The organism is Aquamicrobium sp. LC103, assembly GCF_001014615.2.
Lineage (GTDB): Bacteria > Pseudomonadota > Alphaproteobacteria > Rhizobiales > Rhizobiaceae > LBCQ02.
In genome coordinates this window covers 329475-348579 of record NZ_LBCQ02000004.1, presented here as the reverse complement: position 1 = coordinate 348579, position 19105 = coordinate 329475, and the positions used below count along the sequence as shown (strand labels likewise).

The 19105-nt window shown below is 64.3% G+C and carries 17 protein-coding genes; 4 read left to right on the top strand and 13 right to left on the bottom strand.

The genetic code is table 11. From position 1 onward, the window contains the following. Positions 1-62: 62 nt before the first annotated feature. The 9 genes from XW59_RS10480 to XW59_RS10440 form a co-directional block, all read right to left on the bottom strand. Complete coding sequence (locus XW59_RS10480; protein ID WP_047144880.1) at positions 63-707, bottom strand: glutathione S-transferase; 645 nt, start codon at positions 705-707, stop codon at positions 63-65. A gap of 160 nt (positions 708-867) precedes the next feature. Further along, the gene (locus tag XW59_RS10475) at positions 868-1941 is read right to left on the bottom strand and encodes a BMP family ABC transporter substrate-binding protein (protein WP_047144879.1); all 1074 of its coding nucleotides are present in this window, start codon (positions 1939-1941) and stop codon (positions 868-870) included. Positions 1942-2011: 70 nt separating this feature from the next. Then, on the bottom strand, positions 2012-2932 hold the full coding sequence (locus XW59_RS10470; protein WP_047144878.1) for an ABC transporter permease: 921 nt from the start codon (positions 2930-2932) through the stop codon (positions 2012-2014). Between the two features lie 3 nt (positions 2933-2935). After that, entirely contained in the window at positions 2936-4027 is a 1092-nt protein-coding gene (locus XW59_RS10465) for an ABC transporter permease (protein WP_170990123.1), read from the bottom strand. Beyond that, positions 4027-5586: an ABC transporter ATP-binding protein gene (locus tag XW59_RS10460; protein WP_047144876.1), complete on the bottom strand. Its 1560-nt coding sequence runs from the start codon at positions 5584-5586 to the stop codon at positions 4027-4029. Before XW59_RS10460 ends, XW59_RS10465 begins: the two co-directional genes overlap by 1 nt. A 135-nt stretch (positions 5587-5721) precedes the next feature. After that, positions 5722-6699: a quinone oxidoreductase gene (locus XW59_RS10455; RefSeq protein ID WP_047144875.1), complete on the bottom strand. Its 978-nt coding sequence runs from the start codon at positions 6697-6699 to the stop codon at positions 5722-5724. A gap of 1 nt (position 6700) precedes the next feature. Further along, positions 6701-7468, bottom strand: coding sequence for a phosphatidylcholine synthase (pcsA, locus tag XW59_RS10450; RefSeq protein ID WP_047144874.1), 768 nt, complete (start codon positions 7466-7468; stop codon positions 6701-6703). Beyond that, the gene (locus XW59_RS10445) at positions 7465-8079 is read right to left on the bottom strand and encodes a DUF1326 domain-containing protein (RefSeq protein WP_047144873.1); all 615 of its coding nucleotides are present in this window, start codon (positions 8077-8079) and stop codon (positions 7465-7467) included. Before XW59_RS10445 ends, pcsA begins: the two co-directional genes overlap by 4 nt. 19 nt (positions 8080-8098) lie before the next feature. After that, positions 8099-9019 carry a DUF2182 domain-containing protein gene (locus XW59_RS10440; protein WP_246666049.1) on the bottom strand — a complete coding sequence of 307 codons (921 nt, stop codon included), beginning with the start codon at positions 9017-9019 and terminating at the stop codon, positions 8099-8101. Positions 9020-9086: 67 nt separating this feature from the next. Here XW59_RS10440 and XW59_RS10435 point away from each other — a divergent pair, with 67 nt between their 5' ends. After that, on the top strand, positions 9087-10286 hold the full coding sequence (locus XW59_RS10435; protein ID WP_047144872.1) for a UbiH/UbiF family hydroxylase: 1200 nt from the start codon (positions 9087-9089) through the stop codon (positions 10284-10286). Here the strand turns inward: XW59_RS10435 and XW59_RS10430 are convergent. Then, positions 10275-11237: an AEC family transporter gene (locus XW59_RS10430; protein ID WP_047144871.1), complete on the bottom strand. Its 963-nt coding sequence runs from the start codon at positions 11235-11237 to the stop codon at positions 10275-10277. The genes XW59_RS10435 and XW59_RS10430 overlap by 12 nt on opposite strands. Before the next feature lie 143 nt (positions 11238-11380). Between XW59_RS10430 and hspQ the strand changes: the two genes are divergently transcribed. After that, the gene (hspQ, locus tag XW59_RS10425) at positions 11381-11704 is read left to right on the top strand and encodes a heat shock protein HspQ (protein ID WP_047144979.1); all 324 of its coding nucleotides are present in this window, start codon (positions 11381-11383) and stop codon (positions 11702-11704) included. 80 nt (positions 11705-11784) lie between these two features. On the opposite strand, the gene XW59_RS10420 is transcribed toward hspQ, so the two are convergent. Further along, positions 11785-12411: an invasion associated locus B family protein gene (locus XW59_RS10420; protein WP_047144870.1), complete on the bottom strand. Its 627-nt coding sequence runs from the start codon at positions 12409-12411 to the stop codon at positions 11785-11787. A gap of 289 nt (positions 12412-12700) precedes the next feature. Here XW59_RS10420 and XW59_RS10415 point away from each other — a divergent pair, with 289 nt between their 5' ends. After that, positions 12701-14482: an extracellular solute-binding protein gene (locus XW59_RS10415; RefSeq protein WP_047144978.1), complete on the top strand. Its 1782-nt coding sequence runs from the start codon at positions 12701-12703 to the stop codon at positions 14480-14482. A gap of 26 nt (positions 14483-14508) precedes the next feature. Then, entirely contained in the window at positions 14509-15183 is a 675-nt protein-coding gene (locus XW59_RS10410) for a DsbA family oxidoreductase (protein ID WP_047144977.1), read from the top strand. 31 nt (positions 15184-15214) lie between these two features. On the opposite strand, the gene mfd is transcribed toward XW59_RS10410, so the two are convergent. Both mfd and XW59_RS10400 read right to left on the bottom strand, forming a co-directional pair. Next, positions 15215-18709 (bottom strand): transcription-repair coupling factor, encoded by a 3495-nt coding sequence (mfd, locus tag XW59_RS10405; RefSeq protein WP_047144869.1) that lies wholly within the window; start codon positions 18707-18709, stop codon positions 15215-15217. Positions 18710-18719: 10 nt separating this feature from the next. Then, positions 18720-19007 (bottom strand): succinate dehydrogenase assembly factor 2, encoded by a 288-nt coding sequence (locus XW59_RS10400; RefSeq protein ID WP_047144868.1) that lies wholly within the window; start codon positions 19005-19007, stop codon positions 18720-18722. Positions 19008-19105 lie beyond the last annotated feature (98 nt).

Sequence of the window (19105 nt, the reverse complement as noted above, 5' to 3'; positions counted from 1 at the left end):
AAAGCAAAACCCGGCCTCGGCCGGGTTTTCGCGTTGTGTCGCCCTGTCTTCGGGCGGAGCCGTCAGGCATCGTCGGCAAACTGCTTCTGGAAGAAAGGCGTCGCCATGGCCATTGCCTGGTCCTTTTCCATGAAGCTCCTGAACTTCGGCCGATCCTGCATCCGCGCGAGATAGTCCCGAAACACCGGCCTGTCGGGAAACACTTTCAGCACGTCGAGCGTATAGTGGATGCCGCTGGCAAGCTGCGTGTCGACGGCGGTGAAGCGGTCGCCGATCGCATATTCGTTCCTCGACAGTTGCTTCTCCACATTCGCCACCATGTCCTCGAACGACCCGAAGGAAAAGGCCGAGCAGCGATATTCCCAGCCCTGCGCCCTTGCCGCGACGGCAGGGTCGAAAACCGCGTCGCAATAGACGAGCCAGGTGAGATACGGACCTCTCGACGGATCGCCGATCGCGGGCGCAAGTCCTGCCTGAGGAAATGCATCCGCCAGATAGGTGCAGATCGCCGCCCGCTCGGTGACGACGATGCCGTCATGCTCGATCGCGGGAACCTTTTTGTTCGGCTGTATCGACCGGTAATCCTCCGGCACCCCTCCTTCGGCGCGAATGTCGACGTGCTCAATCTCATAGTCGACGCCAAGCTCCTCGAGCAGCCAGAATGTGCCGGACGAGCGCGACCAGGGCGCGTGATAGAATTTCAGCATCGGTTTCCTCCTCTCTGCGGTTTCGACATTGCCGATCCTAGCAGCCCTCTCCTGACAGCCGACTGTCAGCAGCAACCCCGCCGGCAGATCGCGGAAATGCAGTTCACGACAAAAAAAGGGCGCCGCTGCGGCGCCCTTTCCCGTAAACTGGTGCGTGGGATCAGTTCGGCAGCTTGTCGTCCACGCCCTTTACGTAGAAGTTCAGGCCGAGCAGCGTCGGATCGTCCGCGCTCTCGCCTTCCTTTAGCCACTCCGTGCCGTCCTGCTTGGTGATCGGGCCGGTGAACGGCTTCAACTCGCCGGACTTGATCTTGGCCTCGGTCTCCTCGGCGGCCGCCTTCATGTCGTCGGGCATGTTGGTGTAGGGCGCCATTTCGAGGATGCCTTCGGCAAGGCCGTCCCAGGTCGCTTCGCCGCCCTTCCAGGTGCCGTCGAGAACCGCCTGGATGCGCTTCACATAGTAGGGGCCCCAGGTGTCGACGATGGCGGTGAGCTGGGCGTTCGGGCCGGCCTGGATCTGGTCGAAGGCCTGGCCGAACGCCTTGATGCCGCGCTCCTCGGCGATCTGCATGGGCGCGGCCGAGTCGGTGTGCTGGGTCAGGATGTCGACGCCCTGGTCGATCAGGGCCTTGGCGGCGTCCGCCTCCTTGCCCGCGTCATGCCAGGTATTGACCCAGATGACCTTGAGCTTGAAGTCCGGATTGACGCTCTGCGCGCCGAGCGTGAAGGCGTTGATGCCCTGCACCACCTCGGGAACCGGGAAGGAGGCGATATAGCCCGCGACGCCCGTTTTCGACATTTTCGCGGCGATCTGGCCGATGATGTAGCGGCCCTCGTAGAAACGCGAATTGTAGGACGTCACGTTCTCCGCGGTCTTGTAGCCGGTGGCATGCTCGAACTTCACGTCGGGAAACTTGGACGCGACCGCGATGGTCTGGTCCATGTAGCCGAAGGAGGTCGTGAACACGATCGCGCAGCCGGAGCGGGCGAAGCGCTCGATCACGCGCTCGGCGTCCGGTCCTTCCGGCACGCTTTCGACATACTGCGTCTCGACCTTGTCGCCGAGTTCCTTGTCGACGAGCTGACGGCCGATGTCGTGCGCCTGCGTCCAGCCGCCGTCTGTCTTCGGACCGATATAGACGAAACAGGCCTTGATCTTGTCCTGGGCAATAGCGGGAGCCGACACCGACAAGGCCAGCGCGGCGGCGGCCAATCCCAATAGGGTCTTCCTCATTTCGAATGGTTCCTTTCGTTCAGATTTGGTTCGAGCTTACCCGTCTTTATGATTTTCGTTGCGGTCGTCCCTATCTTTCAGGCACGAAGGGCTGGCCGAGCGACGCCGGCGTGTTCATCAGGGTGAGCCGCCTGTTGCGCGAGATTAGAACAAGAACCACGATGGTCGCCAGATAGGGCAGCGACGAAAGTAGCTGCGAGGGGATGCCGAAGCCGAGCGCCTGCGCATGAAGCTGGCCGATCGTGACCGCGCCGAAGAGATACGCGCCGGCAAGCACGCGCAGCGGCCGCCAGGAGGCGAAGACCACCAGCGCGAGAGCGATCCAGCCACGCCCCGCGGTCATGTTCTCCACCCATTGCGGCGTGTAGACGAGCGACAGATGCGCGCCGGCGAGGCCAGCGCACGCGCCGCCGAACATCACCGCCAGATAGCGATAGCCGATGACGGAAATGCCGAGCGCGTGCGCCGAGCTGTGGCTGTCGCCGATCGAGCGCAGCGTCAATCCGGCCCGCGTGCGGAAGAGGAACCAGGAAACGCCGAGGGTGAGCGCGATCGACATGTAGAAGATCGGATCCTGCCCGAACACAAGTCGGCCGACCAGCGGCAGGTCGCTCAGCACCGGCAGGTCGAGCACGGGCAGCTTGCGCCCCGCCGAGCCGACGAAGCTCTCGCCGATCATGCCGGATAGCCCGAGCCCGAGAAGGGTGAGCGAAAGGCCGGTCGCCACCTGATTGGTGGCGATGCTGAGCGTCAGGAACGCGAACAGCAGCGACATGACCACTCCGGCGAGAATTCCCCCGAAGACGCCCATCCAGGGCGAGCCGGTGAGCGCCGCGGCGGCGAAGCCGCACACCGCGCCCATCACCATCATGCCTTCGACGCCGAGATTGAGGACGCCGGATCGTTCGACCACGAGTTCGCCCATCGCCGCGATCAGCAGCGGCGTGGCGGCCGTGGCGATGGTAAGCAGGATGCTTTCGGCGATGCCCATCGATCAGGCCTCCTCGACCGGTTTCTGCGCGGGAGAGCCGATGAAGCGGACCCGATAGTGGATGAGCGTGTCGCAGCCGAGCACGAAGAAGAGCAGCATGCCCTGGAAGACGCGCGCCACCTTGTCGGATACGCCGAGCGATATCTGCGCCGCCTCGCCGCCGAGATAGGTGAGGCCGAGCACCAGGCCGGCCGCGACGATGCCGAGTGGATTGAGCCGGCCGAGGAAGGCCACGATGATCGCGGTGAAGCCGTATCCGGGCGAGATCACCGGCCGCAACTGACCCATCGCGCCGGAAACCTCGGAAATGCCGGCCAGCCCCGCCAATCCTCCGGAAAGCAGGAAGGCGAAGAAGATCAGCTTCGGCCGCGAGAAGCCGGCGAAGCGCCCTGCCCGCGGGCTCTGGCCCATCACCTTCACCTCGAAGCCGGTCAGGGTGCGCGACAGGATGAACCACAGCGCGACCGCCGCGATCAGAGCGAAGACGAAGCCCCAATGCGCCCTTCCTGAAGCGGGGAGGATTTCGGGCAGGATCGCATGAGCGTGGAACCGGACCGTCTCGGGGAAGTTGAAACCGGCCGGATTGCGCCACGGGCCGCGCACCAGCCAGTCGAGGAAGAGCTGGGCGACATAGACCAGCATCAGGCTGGTCAGTATCTCGTTGGTGTTGAAGCGAACCTTGAGGAAGGCCGGGATCGCCGCGTAGGCGGCGCCGCCCGCGATGCCCATGACGAGCATCAGCGGCAGCACGAACCAGTACTGGAATTCCGGAAACATCACCGGCAGCATCGAGCCGACGACGGCGCCCATGATGAACTGGCCTTCCGCGCCGATGTTCCAGTTGTTGGAGAGGAAGCAGATCGAGAGCCCGACCGCTATCAGGATCAGCGGCGCCGACTTGATCGCCAGTTCATGCAGGGACCAGGTCTCGAGCAGCGGGTCGACGAAATAGTAATAGAGCGCGGTGGCGGGGTTTTTGCCGAGGAAAGCGAAGAGGATCGCTCCGGCGAGGATGGTGAGAGCCAGCGCGATGAAGGGTGAAAGCGCGCTGAAGAGAGCCGATCTCTGCTGGCGCTTGACGAGTTCGATCCGCATCAGGCCACCTCCTCGCCAAGGCTGGCGGGCGACGAGGCGTCCGCGCCGCCCATCAGCAAGCCGATCTTCTCGTAGGTCGCCTCGGCGATCGGGATCGGCGCGGAAAGCTTGCCGTCATGCATCACCGCGATCGCGTCGGAGATTTCGAACAATTCGTCGAGGTCCTGGCTGATGACGAGGACCGCCGAGCCGCTCGCGGCCAGGTCGATCAGCGCCTGGCGGATGCGCGCCGCGGCCCCCGCGTCGACGCCCCATGTCGGCTGGTTCACCACCATGATCGATGGGCGGCGGTCGAGTTCGCGCCCGACGATGAACTTCTGCAGGTTTCCGCCGGAAAGCGCCGCCGCCTCGGGGTCTTCGGCGCTCTTGCGCACGTCCATTTCCTTGACGATGCGCTTCGAGGTCTCGGCGAGCGTGCCGGCGCGTATCAGCCGGCCGCCGGCCAGGAACGCCTTGGCGTCGGTCCTGAAGCGCGAAAGCAGGAGGTTTTCGGAAAGCCGCATCCGCGGCGCGGCGCCGTGGCCGAGACGTTCCTCCGGCACGAAGGCCGCGCCCAGCAGCCGCCGCCCGGAAATGTCGAGCCGGCCGGCATCCTTGCCGCGCAGCTTCACCACATCGGCCTCGGCCTGCAGCGCTTCGCCGGAAACCGCTTCGAAGAACTCGCCCTGCCCATTGCCCGCGACACCGGCGATGCCGATCACCTCGCCAGCATGCACGACAAGCGAGACGCCCCGCAGCGGAATAGAAAAAGGCGTTGCAGCTTGGCGGTTTAGCCCGCGAACCTCGAGCAGCGCCTCACGCGTTTCCGAGACATCGACCGGCTCGTGCACGACGCTCTGGACCTCGTTGCCGACCATCATCCGCGCCAGCGACGACGCCGTTTCCTTGCGCGGGTCGCAATGACCGACCACCTTGCCGTGCCGCAGGACGGTGGCGCGATCGCAGAGTCGCTTCACCTCCTCCAGCCGGTGCGAGATGTAGAGGATCGACTTGCCTTCCGAACGCAACCGTTCAAGCGTCTCGAAAAGCTTTTCCGCCTCCTGCGGGGTCAGCACCGAGGTGGGTTCGTCGAGGATGATCAGCTCCGGTTCCTGCAGCAGGCAGCGAATGATCTCGATGCGCTGGCGTTCGCCCACCGAAAGATCGCCGACCAGGGCATGAGGATCGAGCGGCAAGCCGTAGGCGCGGGAGAGCTCACGCGCTTTTTCCGCGATCTCGCCAACGCCGATGCGCCTGTCCAGCGAGAGAAGGATGTTTTCGGCCGCCGTCAGCGCCTCGAACAGCGAGAAATGCTGGAACACCATGCCGATGCCCAGCTTGCGCGCCACCGACGGGCTGGTCACCGCGACAGGCTCGCCTTTCCAGAGGATTTCGCCCGAATTCGGCTCGAGCGAGCCGAACAGCATTTTCACGAGCGTGGACTTGCCGGCGCCGTTTTCGCCGAGAAGCGCGTGTATCTCGCCCTTTTCGATCGTCAGGTCGATGCCGTCGCAGGCTTTCAGACGGCCAAAGATCTTCGTGAGGCCGCGAACCTCGAGGAGGTCCCGGCCCTGGGTCATGCGCGTCTGTTCCACGGCGCTCCCATTCGATTCATCTTGTGTTTTTGTTCCCAGGGGCATCGTAGGCAGGTGCGACGACGAACGCAAAGCACAACCGCTTTTGAAAGTGCTTCAAGTTTTTCAGCGAAAAGCGCCCTACGGGATCAGGATCGTCGTGCCAGTTGTCCTGCGTCCTTCCAGGTCCTCATGCGCCCTGGCGGCGTCCTTCAAGGCATAGCGCTGGTTGATCTGGATGTTGACGAAGCCTTTCTCGACAACGTCGAACAGCGCTTTCGCCGACCGCTCCAGCTCGTCGCGCTTGGCGATATAGGTGAAGAGCGTCGGCCGGGTGGCGTAGAGCGAGCCCTTCTGCGACAGGATCGCCATGTTGAAGGGCGGGATCGGTCCCGAAGACTGGCCGAAGCTCACGAACATACCGCGCGTGCGCAGGCAGTCGAGCGAGCCCTCGAACGTGTCCTTGCCGACGGAATCGTAGACGACGTCGCATTTCCGTCCCCCGGTGATCGCCTTCACCTCATCGACGAAGTTCTTCTTCGAATAATCGATGACGTGGTCGTAGCCATGCGCCTTGGCGAGTTCCACCTTCTCCGGCGAGCCGGCCGTGCCGATCACGGTGGCGCCGAGATGCTTCGCCCATTGCCCGAAGATCAGGCCGACGCCGCCGGCGGCGGCGTGGTAGAGCACGATGTCGCCGGCCTTGACCGGATAGGTGCGCCGCAGCAGATATTCCGCCGTCATGCCCTTCAGCATCATCGCGGCAGCCTGCTCGTCGGAGATGCCGTCGGGCAATTTCACCAGCCGGTCGGCGGCGATCACCCGCTCCTCGGCATAGGCACCCACCGGGCCGCAATAAGCGACCCGGTCGCCGGGCGCCAGCCAGTCGACGCCTTCGCCGGTTTCGAGCACGATGCCGGCGCCCTCGCCGCCCGGCGTCATCGGCAGGCCCGCCGGCGCGGGATAGAGGCCGGTGCGGTAGTAGACGTCGATGAAATTCAGGCCCACGGCCTTCTGGCGGATGAGCGCCTCGCCCTTGCCGGGCTTGCCCGGATCATGGTCCTCGTAGGACAGGACTTCCGGCCCGCCATTCTTGTGGATGCGAATTGCCTTAGCCATTTCAGACCTTTTTCAGACCGAGTTTCGGGAAGAGCTGCATGATGCCGCCGATGACGAAGAGATAGATCCCCGTCGCTCCGATCACGATCTGGACGGGCAGCGACGCCTGCATGTCCTGCAGCAGGGCGACGAGCGAGAACAGGCACCATCCGAAGAACACGCCGAGATTGAGCGGCCGCAGCCGCTCGACGCGCACGGGATGCAGGAAGTTGATCGGGACGAAGGAAAGGATGGCCGCGATCACCACCACGGCGAAGGAGATGTACTCGCCCGGCTCGATCACGAACAGCGTGAAGACGAGCATGTTCCAGACGACCGGAAAGCCCTTGAAGAAGTTCTCCTTCGTCTTCATCCCGGTGTCGGCGTAATAGATGGCGCTCGAAACCACGATGATCGCGGCGGAGAGGAAGGAAAGCCCCTCGCCCATGAACCCGCTCTGATAGAGCGCGAACGCCGGGATCAGCACATAGGTCACGTAGTCGATGATGTTGTCGAGGAGCTCTCCCGACCAGGTCGGCAGCACTTCCTTGACTTCCAGCTTGCGGGCGATCGGCCCGTCTATGCCGTCGACGAAAAGCGCCAGCCCCAGCCACAGGAACATCGCCGTCCAGCGCTCCTCGCTCGCCGCGACGAGGGAAAGGAAGGCGAGGAACGATCCGGAGGCGGTCAGGAGATGCACAGAGAAGGCGCGCGCCTGCGGCCACGTCACCTTCTTCCTCGGCCGCGGGATCCGGTCCGTCAGTTTCTTGCGGGGTGCATCGGCGGTCATGGCCCTCGCCAATCGAGCTTGCAGATTTCGGCTGAACGCCCGGCGAAATTCCAGTTGCGGCCGAAAGCGCGCATGCGGCTCTTTTCGGACTTCGCAACGATGATCTCGGGCGCGATCCAGTATTCGGAATTGGTGATGACGGTGTCTTCGTCGCGGTTCTTGCCCGGAACGGGCGTCACCGCGCCGTCGATGATCTTGGGTATCGAGAACAGGCGCGTCTTGTCCTTCACCTCGTAGCTGATCGGCGCACGTTCCATGCCGAGAAAATTGCCGACGAGGATCGAAAGCAGCGACGTCGTTCCACCGGCCTTGCCGGAGAAGATCTTGCCGAACGCCTTCTGCGCGTAGATCGAGGCGCGCTCGTCGATGAAGAGGCCGGCCGTCCAGTTGCCGCGGCTCATATAGCCGGGAATTTCCATGACGAGGCCGAGATTGAGGCCGGAAAGGTCGACATCGCCATAGTGGCCGGCATCGATGCGGAAGCCCGCCCAGGTCTGGCAGTATCCCTCCGTGGGCGGATGCGAGCCGAGCGACAGGACGCACGGACAGAACACCGTGCAGTTGCAGGAGAGTACGAGCTCGCCCTTCATCGCCCAGTCGATATCAGCCATTCCGCATCGTCCTCCTCCGCTAAAGCGAAATAAACAGCAGTGCCGCCGACCATACAAGCAGGATCGCGCCGGCGATGCGCGTGGATAAACTGCCCGCGATCTGTTTTTCAACCAGGCTGAACATGCCGACAAGCGCCATCCAGAAGATGTTCATGGAGCCGACCGCGAACATCACCAGCATCAACGCCCAGCAGCAGCCGAGGCACCACATGCCCTGCTCCGCCCCGAGCACGAAAATGCGCGAGCGTTTCGTGCTCCATCTGGAGAAAAGCACGCCGAACGGATTGCGGCACTTTTCGAGGCAGGCATGCTTGAGCGAGCTGAATTGATAGAGGCCCGCGACGAAGAGAGCCGCCGCGCCGGCCGTGCCAACCACTGGCGCGGCCGCCCCCGTGGAAGCGCCCAGCGCCGCGAGGAGCGCGCTTAAAAGGGCGAAGCCGAAGGAAGCCGCAAGCCAGACGGCGAGATACCCGCAGACGAGCACGACCGGATGAACCGCCCTTTCGCCCTTTCCGGCGGCGGTATCGGCTATCTCGCAATAGGTTCGTATCATCGGCGCGGCCGACGGCAGCATCATCGCGATCGCCATCAGGAACCACATCGCCGTCAGCGCCGCGATCCCGCCGGGGCTCGGATCTTGCGCCGGCGCGGGCGTCAGGCAGAGCAGGAAGAACCGCTCCATGAAGGCGGGCAACGGGATCTCCGGCAGGATTTCGAGGAGGAAGCCGCCCGGGCCCTGCTCGAGCGGCGCGATCCTTGCCGCCTGCGCCGCCATTGCCGCCAGGACGGCCCAGGCCAGGACCGCGGCGAGCACGACCGCGATGACGACGGGAACGCCCGGACGCACCGAGACGCGAGCCGTCGCGCGACCCGCGGCATCCAGATTGTCGAAGCTTTGCTCGCTGCGGTGCATAGCAATCGCAATGAGCCAAATCGACACGTTGATCAATCCCGCTGTGCCGCCCTATATCGGGATTGAACAGCTAAGACGAGCTGGAGGCGACGACATGGAACAGGCAAGCATTGCGGGCATCCTCGTGGCGGGGACCGGCCCGGCCGGACTGATCTCGGCGCTCGCCCTGACGAAAGCCGGCTTTTCCGTCACGCTGATCGGCCCGCCCGCCCGCACCGACGACCGGCGCACGACGGCGCTGATGGCACCGTCGTTGCGGTTCCTGGAAGAGCTGGGCGTGCTCGGCCAATTGCGAGGCAAGGCGGCGCCCTTGCGGGCCATGCGCATCGCCGACGCGACCAACCGCATCCTGCGCAGCCCGACCGTCACTTTCCGCGCCTCGGAGATCGATGAGGAGGAGTTCGGCCTGAATGTTCCGAACGGCCACCTCACCGAGGTGCTCGCGAGCGCTGTCGTCGCGGAACCGCTGGTTTCATGGAAGACCGGCCTCGTCGAGGAGTGGCAACCACAGGAGGATCGCATCGTTGCGAGGCTGGAAGGCGGCAAGACCGTCTCCGGCCTTCTTGCGGTGGCCGCCGATGGCCGCATGTCGCCGGCGCGCGCCGCCGCCGGCATAGAGATCCGCTCGCGCGGTTCGGGGCAGTCGGCGCTGGTTCTGAGTTTCGCCCACAGTCGCGACCACGGCTTCGTCTCGACCGAATTTCATACCGAAACGGGCCCGTTCACGCAGGTTCCGTTGCCTGGAAAAAGGTCGAGCCTCGTATGGGTCGTGCGACCGGAACAGGCGGCCGACCTTTCCATGAAGGACGACGCCGAGCTTTCGCGCCTGGTGGAAGAGCGCATGCAGTCGATGCTCGGCCGCGTCGAGGTCGAGCCGGGGCGACAGGTCTACCCGCTTTCCTCCGCCCTGCCCCAACGTTTCGCGCAATCGCGCATCGCGCTTGTCGGTGAGGCGGCCCATGTGTTTCCCCCGATCGGCGCGCAGGGGCTCAATCTCGGCATCCGGGACGTTCAGGAACTCGTCGGCATCGCCGCCGACAACAGGGACGATCCCGGCGCGCCCGAAGCGCTCGCCGACTACGACCGCAGACGCCGGCCCGACATTCTCGCCCGCGCCGGCGCGGTCGACATGCTCAACCGCTCGCTGCTCTCGAACCTCCTGCCGGCGCAATTTGCCCGCAGCGCCGGGCTCGCGCTGCTCGGCCGCGTCGCCCCCTTGCGCGCCTTCTTCATGCGCGAGGGGCTGAAGACCGGCAGCGGCTTCGGCAATTTGTTCTCGGCGTTAGGGAAATAGATCGGGCGGGATCGTCCCGCTCTTGATCAGGTAGAGTATCCCGGTGACGGTCGCGACCGACAGCAATGTCGTCACCAGAACGCTCGCCGACGCGCGTTCCACCCACACGCCGTATTGCTGCGCGATGACGAAGACGTTGGTTGCCGTCGGCAGGGCCGCGAGCAGCACCGCCGAGAACATCCAGATAGGCGAGAAATCGCCGATGAGGCTGAGCACGACGTAGCAGATCAGAGGGTGCAGGATCAGCTTCAGCGCCGCGATCACGCCGAGATCGCGGGGGACCCGCTTCAACGGCCGCAGCGCCAGCGTCACGCCCATCGCGAACAGGGCGCAAGGAGCGGCCGCCTGCGCGAGATATTCCAGAAGCCGCGAGACGGGCGCCGGCGGCTGGAACTGCGCCCACGCCGCGAATATTCCGATCGCGGTCGCTATGATGAAGGGGTGGAGAACGATCTTGCGGATCACGTTCAGCGCGAGCTCGCCCGGCCTGCCCTTCTCACCGCCCGCCAGCGCCATCATGAAGGGTGCGACGGCGAAATGAAGGGCGTTCTCGAAGCAGAAGATCAGCGCGACCGGCACCGCGGCCTCCGAGCCGAAGGCGAGCAGTGCGATGCCCGGCCCCATATAGCCGATATTGCCATAGGCCGCCGCGAGCGCCTTGACCGTGCTTTCGGCGATGCCGTCGCGGTTGACGAACATCGACAGGACGAACATCAGCGAGAAGACGATGTAGGTGGCGAGTGCTGCGCCGAAAATATAGCGCCATTCGGTCAATTGCTCGATCGGCGTGCGCGACAGGAGCTGGAAGAAGAGCGCCGGCAGCGCCAGGTAGATGATGAAGGTGTTCATCCAGCCGAGCGCCTCGACCGGCTGCCTGGTGATCCGCGCCACGAAGGCGCCCAGGAAGATCAGGCCGAAGAACGGCAGAACCAGTCCGATGATGTCCGACATGACCACCTGCGAGATGATTGTCGCCCGGCGCTAGCGTGCCATCGCCTCGATCGTCAACCCCTGGTTAGCCCTCCGCGTCAGCCGGGATTGAATTGCGCACCGGCTTGCTCCAAATAGAAGTCGAGGTTCAGGATATGAATGAAATAAAGACTGCCAAGTTTAGAATCGGCCAGGTCGTGCGGCACCGGATCTTCCCATTTCGCGGCGTGATCTTCGATGTCGACCCAGAATTCGCGAACACCGAAGAATGGTATGAGGCAATTCCCGCCGAGGTTCGTCCCCGCAAGGACCAGCCGTTCTACCACCTTCTGGCCGAAAACGACGAAACCGAATACGTCGCCTATGTCTCGGAGCAGAATCTGGTCTCCGACGAGACCGGCGAGCCGGTCCGGCATCCGCAATTGGGCGAATTCTTCGACAAGACGAGCGACGGACACTACGCCCCGAAGCCGCGCGCGCATCATTGAGGTCGCCTCGAGGTCTGCCTGTAGCATAAAAAAAGCGGGGCGCATCGCCCCGCTTTTTCAATGGTTTTTTGGAACTGCGATCAGTTCTGCTTCGCCTTTTCCTGCTCTTCCTTGAGCTTCTTGGCGAAATCCTCGGTGTTCTTGCTGACGAATTCCTGGATCTTGCGCTGGCGATCCTCAAGGTCGGACTGCTGCAGCGCCTCGCCGTCGAACGCGCCGGTGAAGCCGGAAAGCGTCATCTTGATCGGGTTCGGCTGATTCTGGAAATTGACCGAGGTCAGCGTCAGCTCGGAGCCGCGCTTGAACGAGTTGACGAGTTCGTCGGACATCTGGCCCTCGGCGATGCAACGGTCGGGCAGGCAGATCACGTAGTCGATCTTCTGCGCCTTGCCGCCGTCGATCTGCAGACCGATGCCGGGAGGCACCATGCGGCCCGAAGGCACGGTGATCTGGAACACCTTGCGGTTCACCTTGCCCTTGACCTCGATGAGGCTGACGCCGGTGAGCAACTGGCCGGAATCCGCGACCATGATGTTCTGGACGTTGCAGATATCGACGTCTTCCTGCTTGCTGCACGCCTTGAACCAGCCCTGCGGCAGTTCGGGTCGCTGCTGCGCGGAAGCCGGTACGAGGCTGCTGGCAAGAAGACCGGCAATGCCTGCGGCCATGATCGATGCACGGGACGCGTTGAATTTCCGGCTAGTCATAAATCGTAATCCTCTCGAATGTGCGCGTTGCTGCAGGCTAGACCGTTTCGACGGTACCTGATGCCGAATTGCGGCGACAGCATGACTCCCGCGCGCCTGTTACACCGCAAAAAGCCGCAAATCCAGTGAAATAAAGCGCTCCGTGCCGGCTGGCGGATCGCGAAGCGAGGGTGAGGTTCCTCGCCCTTCGGCAGTCATGTTACGGTGGGGCGAATCACCGCCCGGAAATCACGAGGAAGAAATGAGAATGCGATCAGGCGCATTGTTGCTGATTGCCGCGACGTTCGGCATGGCGACCGTGCACTCCTTCGCGCAGGAAGCGAAGCCGAAACACGCGATCGCGATGCAGGGCGAGCCGGCGTTGCCGGACGACTTCGCGCATTTCCCCTATGCCGATCCCGACGCCCCGAAGGGCGGCAGCATAACCTATTGCGTCATCGGCAGCTTCGATAACCTCAATCCGTTCATCATCAAGAGCCTGCGCACCACCGCGCGTGGCGTGATCGATACCATTTTCGGCAATCTGGTGTTCGAGGCGCCGATGATGCGCAACGCCGACGAGCCCTTCGGGCTCTACGGCCTGCTGGCCGAAACGGTGACGATGGACGAGGAACGCTCCTTCATCGAGTTCCATCTCAATCCGAACGCCAAATGGTCGGACGGAAAGCCGGTGACGCCGGAAGACGTGCTGTTCACCTACGACGTCTTCACCGAAAAGGGCCGACCGCCCTACAGCGACCGGATGAAGCGCGTCTCCAAGCTCGAGAAGACCGGCCCGCACAGCGTCCGTTTCACCTTCAACGAGGAGGCAGACCGGGAATTTCCGCTGATCGTCGCGATGACTCCGATCGTCCCGAAGCACGCCTTCGACAAGGACACTTTCGACGAGACCACGCTGAAGCCGGTGATCGGCAGCGGGCCGTACCGCATCGCCAGCGTCGCCCCCGGCCAGCGCATCGTCTTCGAGCGCAACCCCGAATATTGGGGCAAGGACATTCCGTCCAAGCGCGGCTTCGACAATTACGACCGCATCACCATCGAATATTTTCTGAACGCCAACGCCCAGTTCGAGGCCTTCAAGAAGGGCATCTGCGCGATCCACGCCGATGCCGACCCCGTGCAGCGCGAGCGCAATTTCGATTTCCCGGCCTTTCACAAGGGCGACGTGGTCGCCGAGACCTTCGAGGTCGGTGTGCCGCCGGTCGTGACCGGCTTCGCCTTCAACACGCGCCGGCCGATATTCGCCGACGTCAGGGTCCGCCGCGCGCTTTCGATGCTCTACGATTTCGAATGGGTCAACCGCAACATGTTCGCCGACAAATACAAGCGCACGGCGAGCTACTGGCAGAATTCGGAACTCTCCGCTCTCGGGCGGCCGGCGAGCGCGAAGGAGCGCGAACTGCTCGCCCCCTTCCCCGATGCGGTCACCCCGGAGGTGATGGAGGGAACCTACGCGCCGGCGGAATCGGACGGCTCGGGCCGCGATCGCGAAAGGCTGCGCGCGGCTTACGATCTGCTCAGGGAGGCAGGCTATTCGATGCGGGATGGCCGGATGATCGGCCCCGACGGCAAGCCATTCGCGTTCGAGATACTCGTCGCCTCGCAGCAGGAGGAACGGCTCGCGGCCGTCTACCAGCGCGCGCTTGCCCGCCTCGGCATCGCCATGACGATACGCGCCCTCGACGACACCCAGATGCAGCAGCGCAAGCAGCGCTATGAATTCGACATGATGATCGGCACCACCGGCTTTTCCGGCACGCTGTCGCCGGGCATCGAGCTGCTCAATCGCTGGTCTTCGGAAGCCCGCGACGTGGAAGGCTCGTTCAACCTCGTGGGCGCAGCCGACCCGGCCATCGACGCGATGATCGGGGCGATGCTCGCCGCGCGCACGAAGGAGGATTACGTGGCCGCGGTGCGCGCGCTCGATCGCGTGCTGATCTCCGGCGCCTATATGGTGCCGATGCAGCACAATACCGAGCAGTGGATCGCCTACTGGAAATATCTGAGACACCCGGAGCGATCGCCTATATACGGATATCAGCTGCCGACATGGTGGCGCGAACCCGGATAGGGCGCGGGGGCTTCGAGGAGGCCAAATTGAACGAAATCGCTTCAATAACCGTCGACGTCGTTTCCGACGTCGTGTGCCCCTGGTGTTTCATCGGCCAGAAACGGCTGGAAAGAGCGGTCGACGCCGTTCCCGAGGTGGATGTGACGGTGCGCTGGCGGCCGTTCCAGCTCGACCCGACCATCCCCGAGGAGGGATTGGATCGCCGCGACTACATGCTGGGCAAATTCGGCAGCGATGAGCGCATCCGCGAAATCCATGAGCGCATCTCCGCGCTCGGCGTGGCGGAGGGCATCGCCTTCGATTTCGACGCCATCGAGGTTGCTCCCAACACCTTGAACGCGCATCGGCTCATCCGCTGGGCGGGCACCGCCGGCGAGGAAGCGCAGAACCAGGTGGTTCGCCGCCTCTTCAAGCTGAATTTCGAGGACGGCGCCAATCTCGGCGACAATGAAGTGCTCGTCGGCGTCGCGCGCGAGTGCGGCATGGATGCTCCGGTCGTCGAGACGCTGCTGCCGACCGATGCCGACCGGGAGGCCGTGACCAATGAGATCGCCACCGCCTCGCGCATGGGCATCACCGGCGTGCCGTGCTTCCTCCTGGAAAGCAAATACGCGGTGATGGGTGCGCAGGACGCCGAGACGCTGGCCGACGCGATCCGCAAGGTCGGCGAGGCGAAGGCGCGCGGCGAACTGGAGGGCTGAGCGTCACGCGCCCGTCGATTTGATCTGATGCCTAGGCCGCCGCCTTGTCGGCGATGCGCGCGAGCTGCGTCATGACCACGGCGGAGCCTGCCAGGCGCTTCTCGGCGTTCGGCCAGTCGCGCATCAGAACGATGCTGTGGTCCGGCCTGATCTTGGCCAGCGACCCCTGTTCGCCGATGAACCGCACCAGGCCCGCCGGTTCCGGAAACTGCTTGTTGCGGAAGTGGATGACGACGCCCTTCGGCCCGGCGTCCAGCTTCTCGACGTTCGCCTTGCGGCAGAGCGCCTTGATGTAGACGATCTTCAGGAGATGGTCGACCTCCTGCGGCAGCGACCCGAAACGATCGATGAGCTCCGCGCCGAAGCCGTCGATCTCCTCGGGCGTGTCGAGATCGGCGAGACGGCGGTAGAGGCCGAGCCGGAGCTGCAGGTCCGGAACGTAGTTTTCCGGGATCATGACGGCCGTTCCGATGGTGATCTGCGGCGACCAGCCCGTATCGACCGCCTCGCCAGTTCCGCGCAGCTCGGCCACCGCTTCCTCCAGCATCTGCTGGTAGAGTTCGAAGCCGACCTCCTTGATGTGACCGGACTGCTCCTCGCCCAGAAGGTTGCCGGCCCCGCGTATGTCGAGATCGTGGCTAGCAAGCTGGAACCCGGCTCCCAGCGTGTCGAGCGACTGAAGCACCTTCAACCGACGTTCCGCGAGCTGCGTCAATGTCCGGTTGGCGGGCAGCGTGAACAGGGCGTAGGCGCGCAGCTTCGAACGCCCCACACGTCCGCGAAGCTGATAGAGCTGCGCGAGGCCGAACATGTCGGCCCGGTGGACGATCAGCGTGTTGGCCGTCGGAATATCGAGACCCGATTCCACGATCGTGGTCGAAAGCAGCACGTCGTACTGCCCGTCGTAGAAGGCGTTCATGATGTCGTCGAGCTCGCCCGCCGGCATCTGGCCGTGCGCGGTCGCGATCTTCAGCTCCGGCACCTGCTCGGCGAGGAAGCCGTGTATCTCCGAGAGATCGGAGATGCGCGGGACGACGTAGAAGCTCTGCCCGCCGCGATAGCGTTCGCGCAGCAGGGTCTCGCGTATCACCAGCGGATCGAATGGTGAGATGAAGGTGCGCACCGCCATCCGATCGATCGGCGGCGTCGTGATCAGCGAGAGCTCGCGCACGCCGGTAAGTGCCAGTTGCAGCGTGCGCGGGATGGGCGTCGCGGACAATGTGAGCACGTGAACGTCGCTCTTCAGCTCTTTCAGCCGCTCCTTGTGCTTGACGCCGAAATGCTGCTCCTCGTCGACGATGAGAAGGCCGAGATTCTTGAAGGAGATCGACGAGCCCAGAAGCGCGTGCGTGCCCACCACGATGTCGATCGTGCCGTCGGTGATACCCTTCTTGGTTTCGGCAAGCTCCTTGGAGCCGACCAGCCGGGAGGCCTGCCTTACCGTCACTGGCAAACCCGCGAAACGCTGGCTGAACGTCTTGAAATGCTGGCGGGCAAGCAGCGTCGTCGGCACCACCACCGCCACCTGAAAACCCTCCATCGCGGCGAGGAAGGCAGCGCGCAAGGCCACTTCGGTCTTGCCGAAGCCGACATCGCCGCAGATCAGCCGGTCCATCGGCCGGCCGGCCGCGAGATCGTCCTTGACCGCGTCGATCGCATTCTGCTGGTCGTCCGTCTCGTCGTATGGAAAGCGCGCCGCGAACTCGCCGTAGAGCCCGTCTTGCGGCGCGAGCACCGGTGCCGCGCGCATCTGGCGCTCCGCCGCCAGCCGGATGAGCTGGCCAGCCATTTCCAGAAGCCGCCGCTTGAGCTTCGCCTTGCGCGATTGCCATGCGACGCCGCCGAGCTTGTCGAGAACGGCCTCGGCGGAATCCGAGCCGTAGCGCGACAGGAGCTCGATGTTCTCCACCGGCAGGAATAGCCGGTCGTCGCCCGCATAGTGGATTTCCAGGCAGTCGTGCGGCGCGCCCGCCGCCTCGATGTTGCGCAGGCCGATGAACCGGCCGATGCCGTGATCGGCATGAACGACGATGTCGCCGGCCGAAAGTGCCGCCACCTCGGCGATGAAGTCTGAGGCGCGCTTGCGTTTCTTGGCGCGGCGCACGAGCCGGTCGCCCAGCATGTCCTGCTCGGCGATGAAGGCGAGCCTGGGCGTCTCGAAGCCGGTTTCGAGCGGCAGGACGGCAAGCCCCGCCTCGCCCGCGGCCAGCTTCCCCACTTCGGCGAGATTTGCGACCGGCTTCAGATTGCCGAGATGGTGTTCGGCGAGGATCTGGCTCAGCCTGTCCGACGAGCCCTCGGTCCAGCCCGCGACGACGACGCGGCGGCCAGAGGCGCGCAGTTCCGAAATGTGGTTCACGACATGATCGAAGACGTTGGCCTTCGGATCCGCCCGCTCCTCGGCGAAATTGCGCCCCCCATGTGCCCTGGCGTGACGCAGGGTGCGCCCGCTCGTCTCGGGCGCGTCGAAGGGGGTGAATTCGGCGAGCCGATGCCCGACGGCGCGCGCGTTCACCTCGTCCGGCGAGAGATAGAGCAGTTCCGGCTTCACCGGCTTGTAGGGCACGGTATCGGCCAAGCCGGAAGCCGGCTGGCGAATACGGGATTCGTAATGGTCGACGACGAGTGCATGTCTTTCGCCGATCGCCTCGCGCGCCAGATGGTCGTAGACGATCGTCGCCTCCGGCAGGTAGTCGAACACCGTCTCCAGCCCTTCGTGAAAAAGCGGAAGCCAGTGCTCCATGCCGGCAAAGCGCCGGCCCTCGCTGATCGCGGCGTAGAGCGCGTCGTCGCGCGACGGAGCGCCGAAGGTCTCGATATAGTTGCGGCGGAAGCGGCTGATCGTCTCCGGCGTCAGCGTCACCTCGCTCATCGGCCTGAGCGTGACGATGGTGCGCTGTCCGGTGGTGCGCTGCGTCGCAACGTCGAAGGCGCGGATCGTCTCGAGCGTGTCGCCGAAGAAGTCGAGCCGCAGCGGCTCGCCGCCGGGCGCGTAGAGGTCGAGTATACCGCCGCGCACCGCATATTCGCCGACGTCGCGAACCGTCGCGACGCGCTCGAAACCGCTCGTTTCCAGGCGCGCCAGAAGCGCGTTCATGTCGACCTGGTTTCCGGGGCGCGCGCTGAATGTCTGCGCCTCGACGGAAGCCGCCGGCGGCATGCGCTGGAGAACCGCGTTGGCGCTCGCCAGGATGACGGCGCGGTGCGGCGCCCGGCGCAGCGCGATCAATGCCGCCATGGCGTCGAGACGGCGCGCCGCGGCATCCGAACCCGGAGAGACGCGGTCGTAGGGGAGGCAGTCCCAGGCCGGCAGTTCGAGGACCGGCAGGCCAGGCGCGGCAAACGCCAGGATTTCCGCGATCGCGGGAATGCGCTGGCCGTCGCGGGCGACGAAAAGCACCGGCCGCTCGCCCTGTTCCTCGGCGAGCGCGGCAAGCGCGAAGGCCTCGTAGCCGTCGGCCACGCCGTCGACGACGGTCAAGCCGCCGCCGTTCTCGGGCAGTCTGATGGGATCGATCAAGCTCATCTGCAAACCGTCAGGCCGAATTTGTCTCGCGATAAGCGAGAATCTTGCGGAAAACAGCCGTGTCGTGGCGCGCAGGCAGCGGCGCCTCGCCCGTCACCCATTTGAGGATATCTCCGTCGGACTCGGCCATCAGGCTTTCGTAGATATCCAGTTCCTCGTCGCTCAACGCGCCGATCTCGCCGTCCGCGAAGCTGCCGAGCACGAGGTCGACCTCGCGCATGCCGCGATGCCAGGAGCGGTAGAGCACCTTGCGTCTTCTGTAGTCGAGATCGGAGCTCGACCGCGAGGTTCCGGTCATTGTTCACACCTTGTTCGAGGAACCGGGATATAACCATTGACGAGGCGGATGTCAGCCTTTGCGATGGGTCTTCGCCGGACTTTGTGGCGCCCGGGCAA

Excerpts from the sequence above, each read along its gene's own strand:
- XW59_RS10455 (WP_047144875.1), bottom strand. The coding sequence starts at position 6,699 with ATGGCTAAGGCAATTCGCATCCACAAGAATGGCGGGCCGGAAGTCCTG.
- XW59_RS10475 (WP_047144879.1), bottom strand. The coding sequence starts at position 1,941 with ATGAGGAAGACCCTATTGGGATTGGCCGCCGCCGCGCTGGCCTTGTCG.
- XW59_RS10435 (WP_047144872.1), top strand. The coding sequence starts at position 9,087 with ATGGAACAGGCAAGCATTGCGGGCATCCTCGTGGCGGGGACCGGCCCG.
- XW59_RS10415 (WP_047144978.1), top strand. The coding sequence starts at position 12,701 with ATGGCGACCGTGCACTCCTTCGCGCAGGAAGCGAAGCCGAAACACGCG.
- pcsA (WP_047144874.1), bottom strand. The coding sequence starts at position 7,468 with ATGACCGCCGATGCACCCCGCAAGAAACTGACGGACCGGATCCCGCGG.
- XW59_RS10465 (WP_170990123.1), bottom strand. The coding sequence starts at position 4,027 with ATGCGGATCGAACTCGTCAAGCGCCAGCAGAGATCGGCTCTCTTCAGC.
- mfd (WP_047144869.1), bottom strand. The coding sequence starts at position 18,709 with ATGAGCTTGATCGATCCCATCAGACTGCCCGAGAACGGCGGCGGCTTG.
- XW59_RS10430 (WP_047144871.1), bottom strand. The coding sequence starts at position 11,237 with ATGTCGGACATCATCGGACTGGTTCTGCCGTTCTTCGGCCTGATCTTC.
- XW59_RS10470 (WP_047144878.1), bottom strand. The coding sequence starts at position 2,932 with ATGGGCATCGCCGAAAGCATCCTGCTTACCATCGCCACGGCCGCCACG.
- XW59_RS10460 (WP_047144876.1), bottom strand. The coding sequence starts at position 5,586 with ATGACCCAGGGCCGGGACCTCCTCGAGGTTCGCGGCCTCACGAAGATC.
- XW59_RS10420 (WP_047144870.1), bottom strand. The coding sequence starts at position 12,411 with ATGACTAGCCGGAAATTCAACGCGTCCCGTGCATCGATCATGGCCGCA.
- XW59_RS10445 (WP_047144873.1), bottom strand. The coding sequence starts at position 8,079 with ATGGCTGATATCGACTGGGCGATGAAGGGCGAGCTCGTACTCTCCTGC.
- XW59_RS10400 (WP_047144868.1), bottom strand. The coding sequence starts at position 19,007 with ATGACCGGAACCTCGCGGTCGAGCTCCGATCTCGACTACAGAAGACGC.
- XW59_RS10480 (WP_047144880.1), bottom strand. The coding sequence starts at position 707 with ATGCTGAAATTCTATCACGCGCCCTGGTCGCGCTCGTCCGGCACATTC.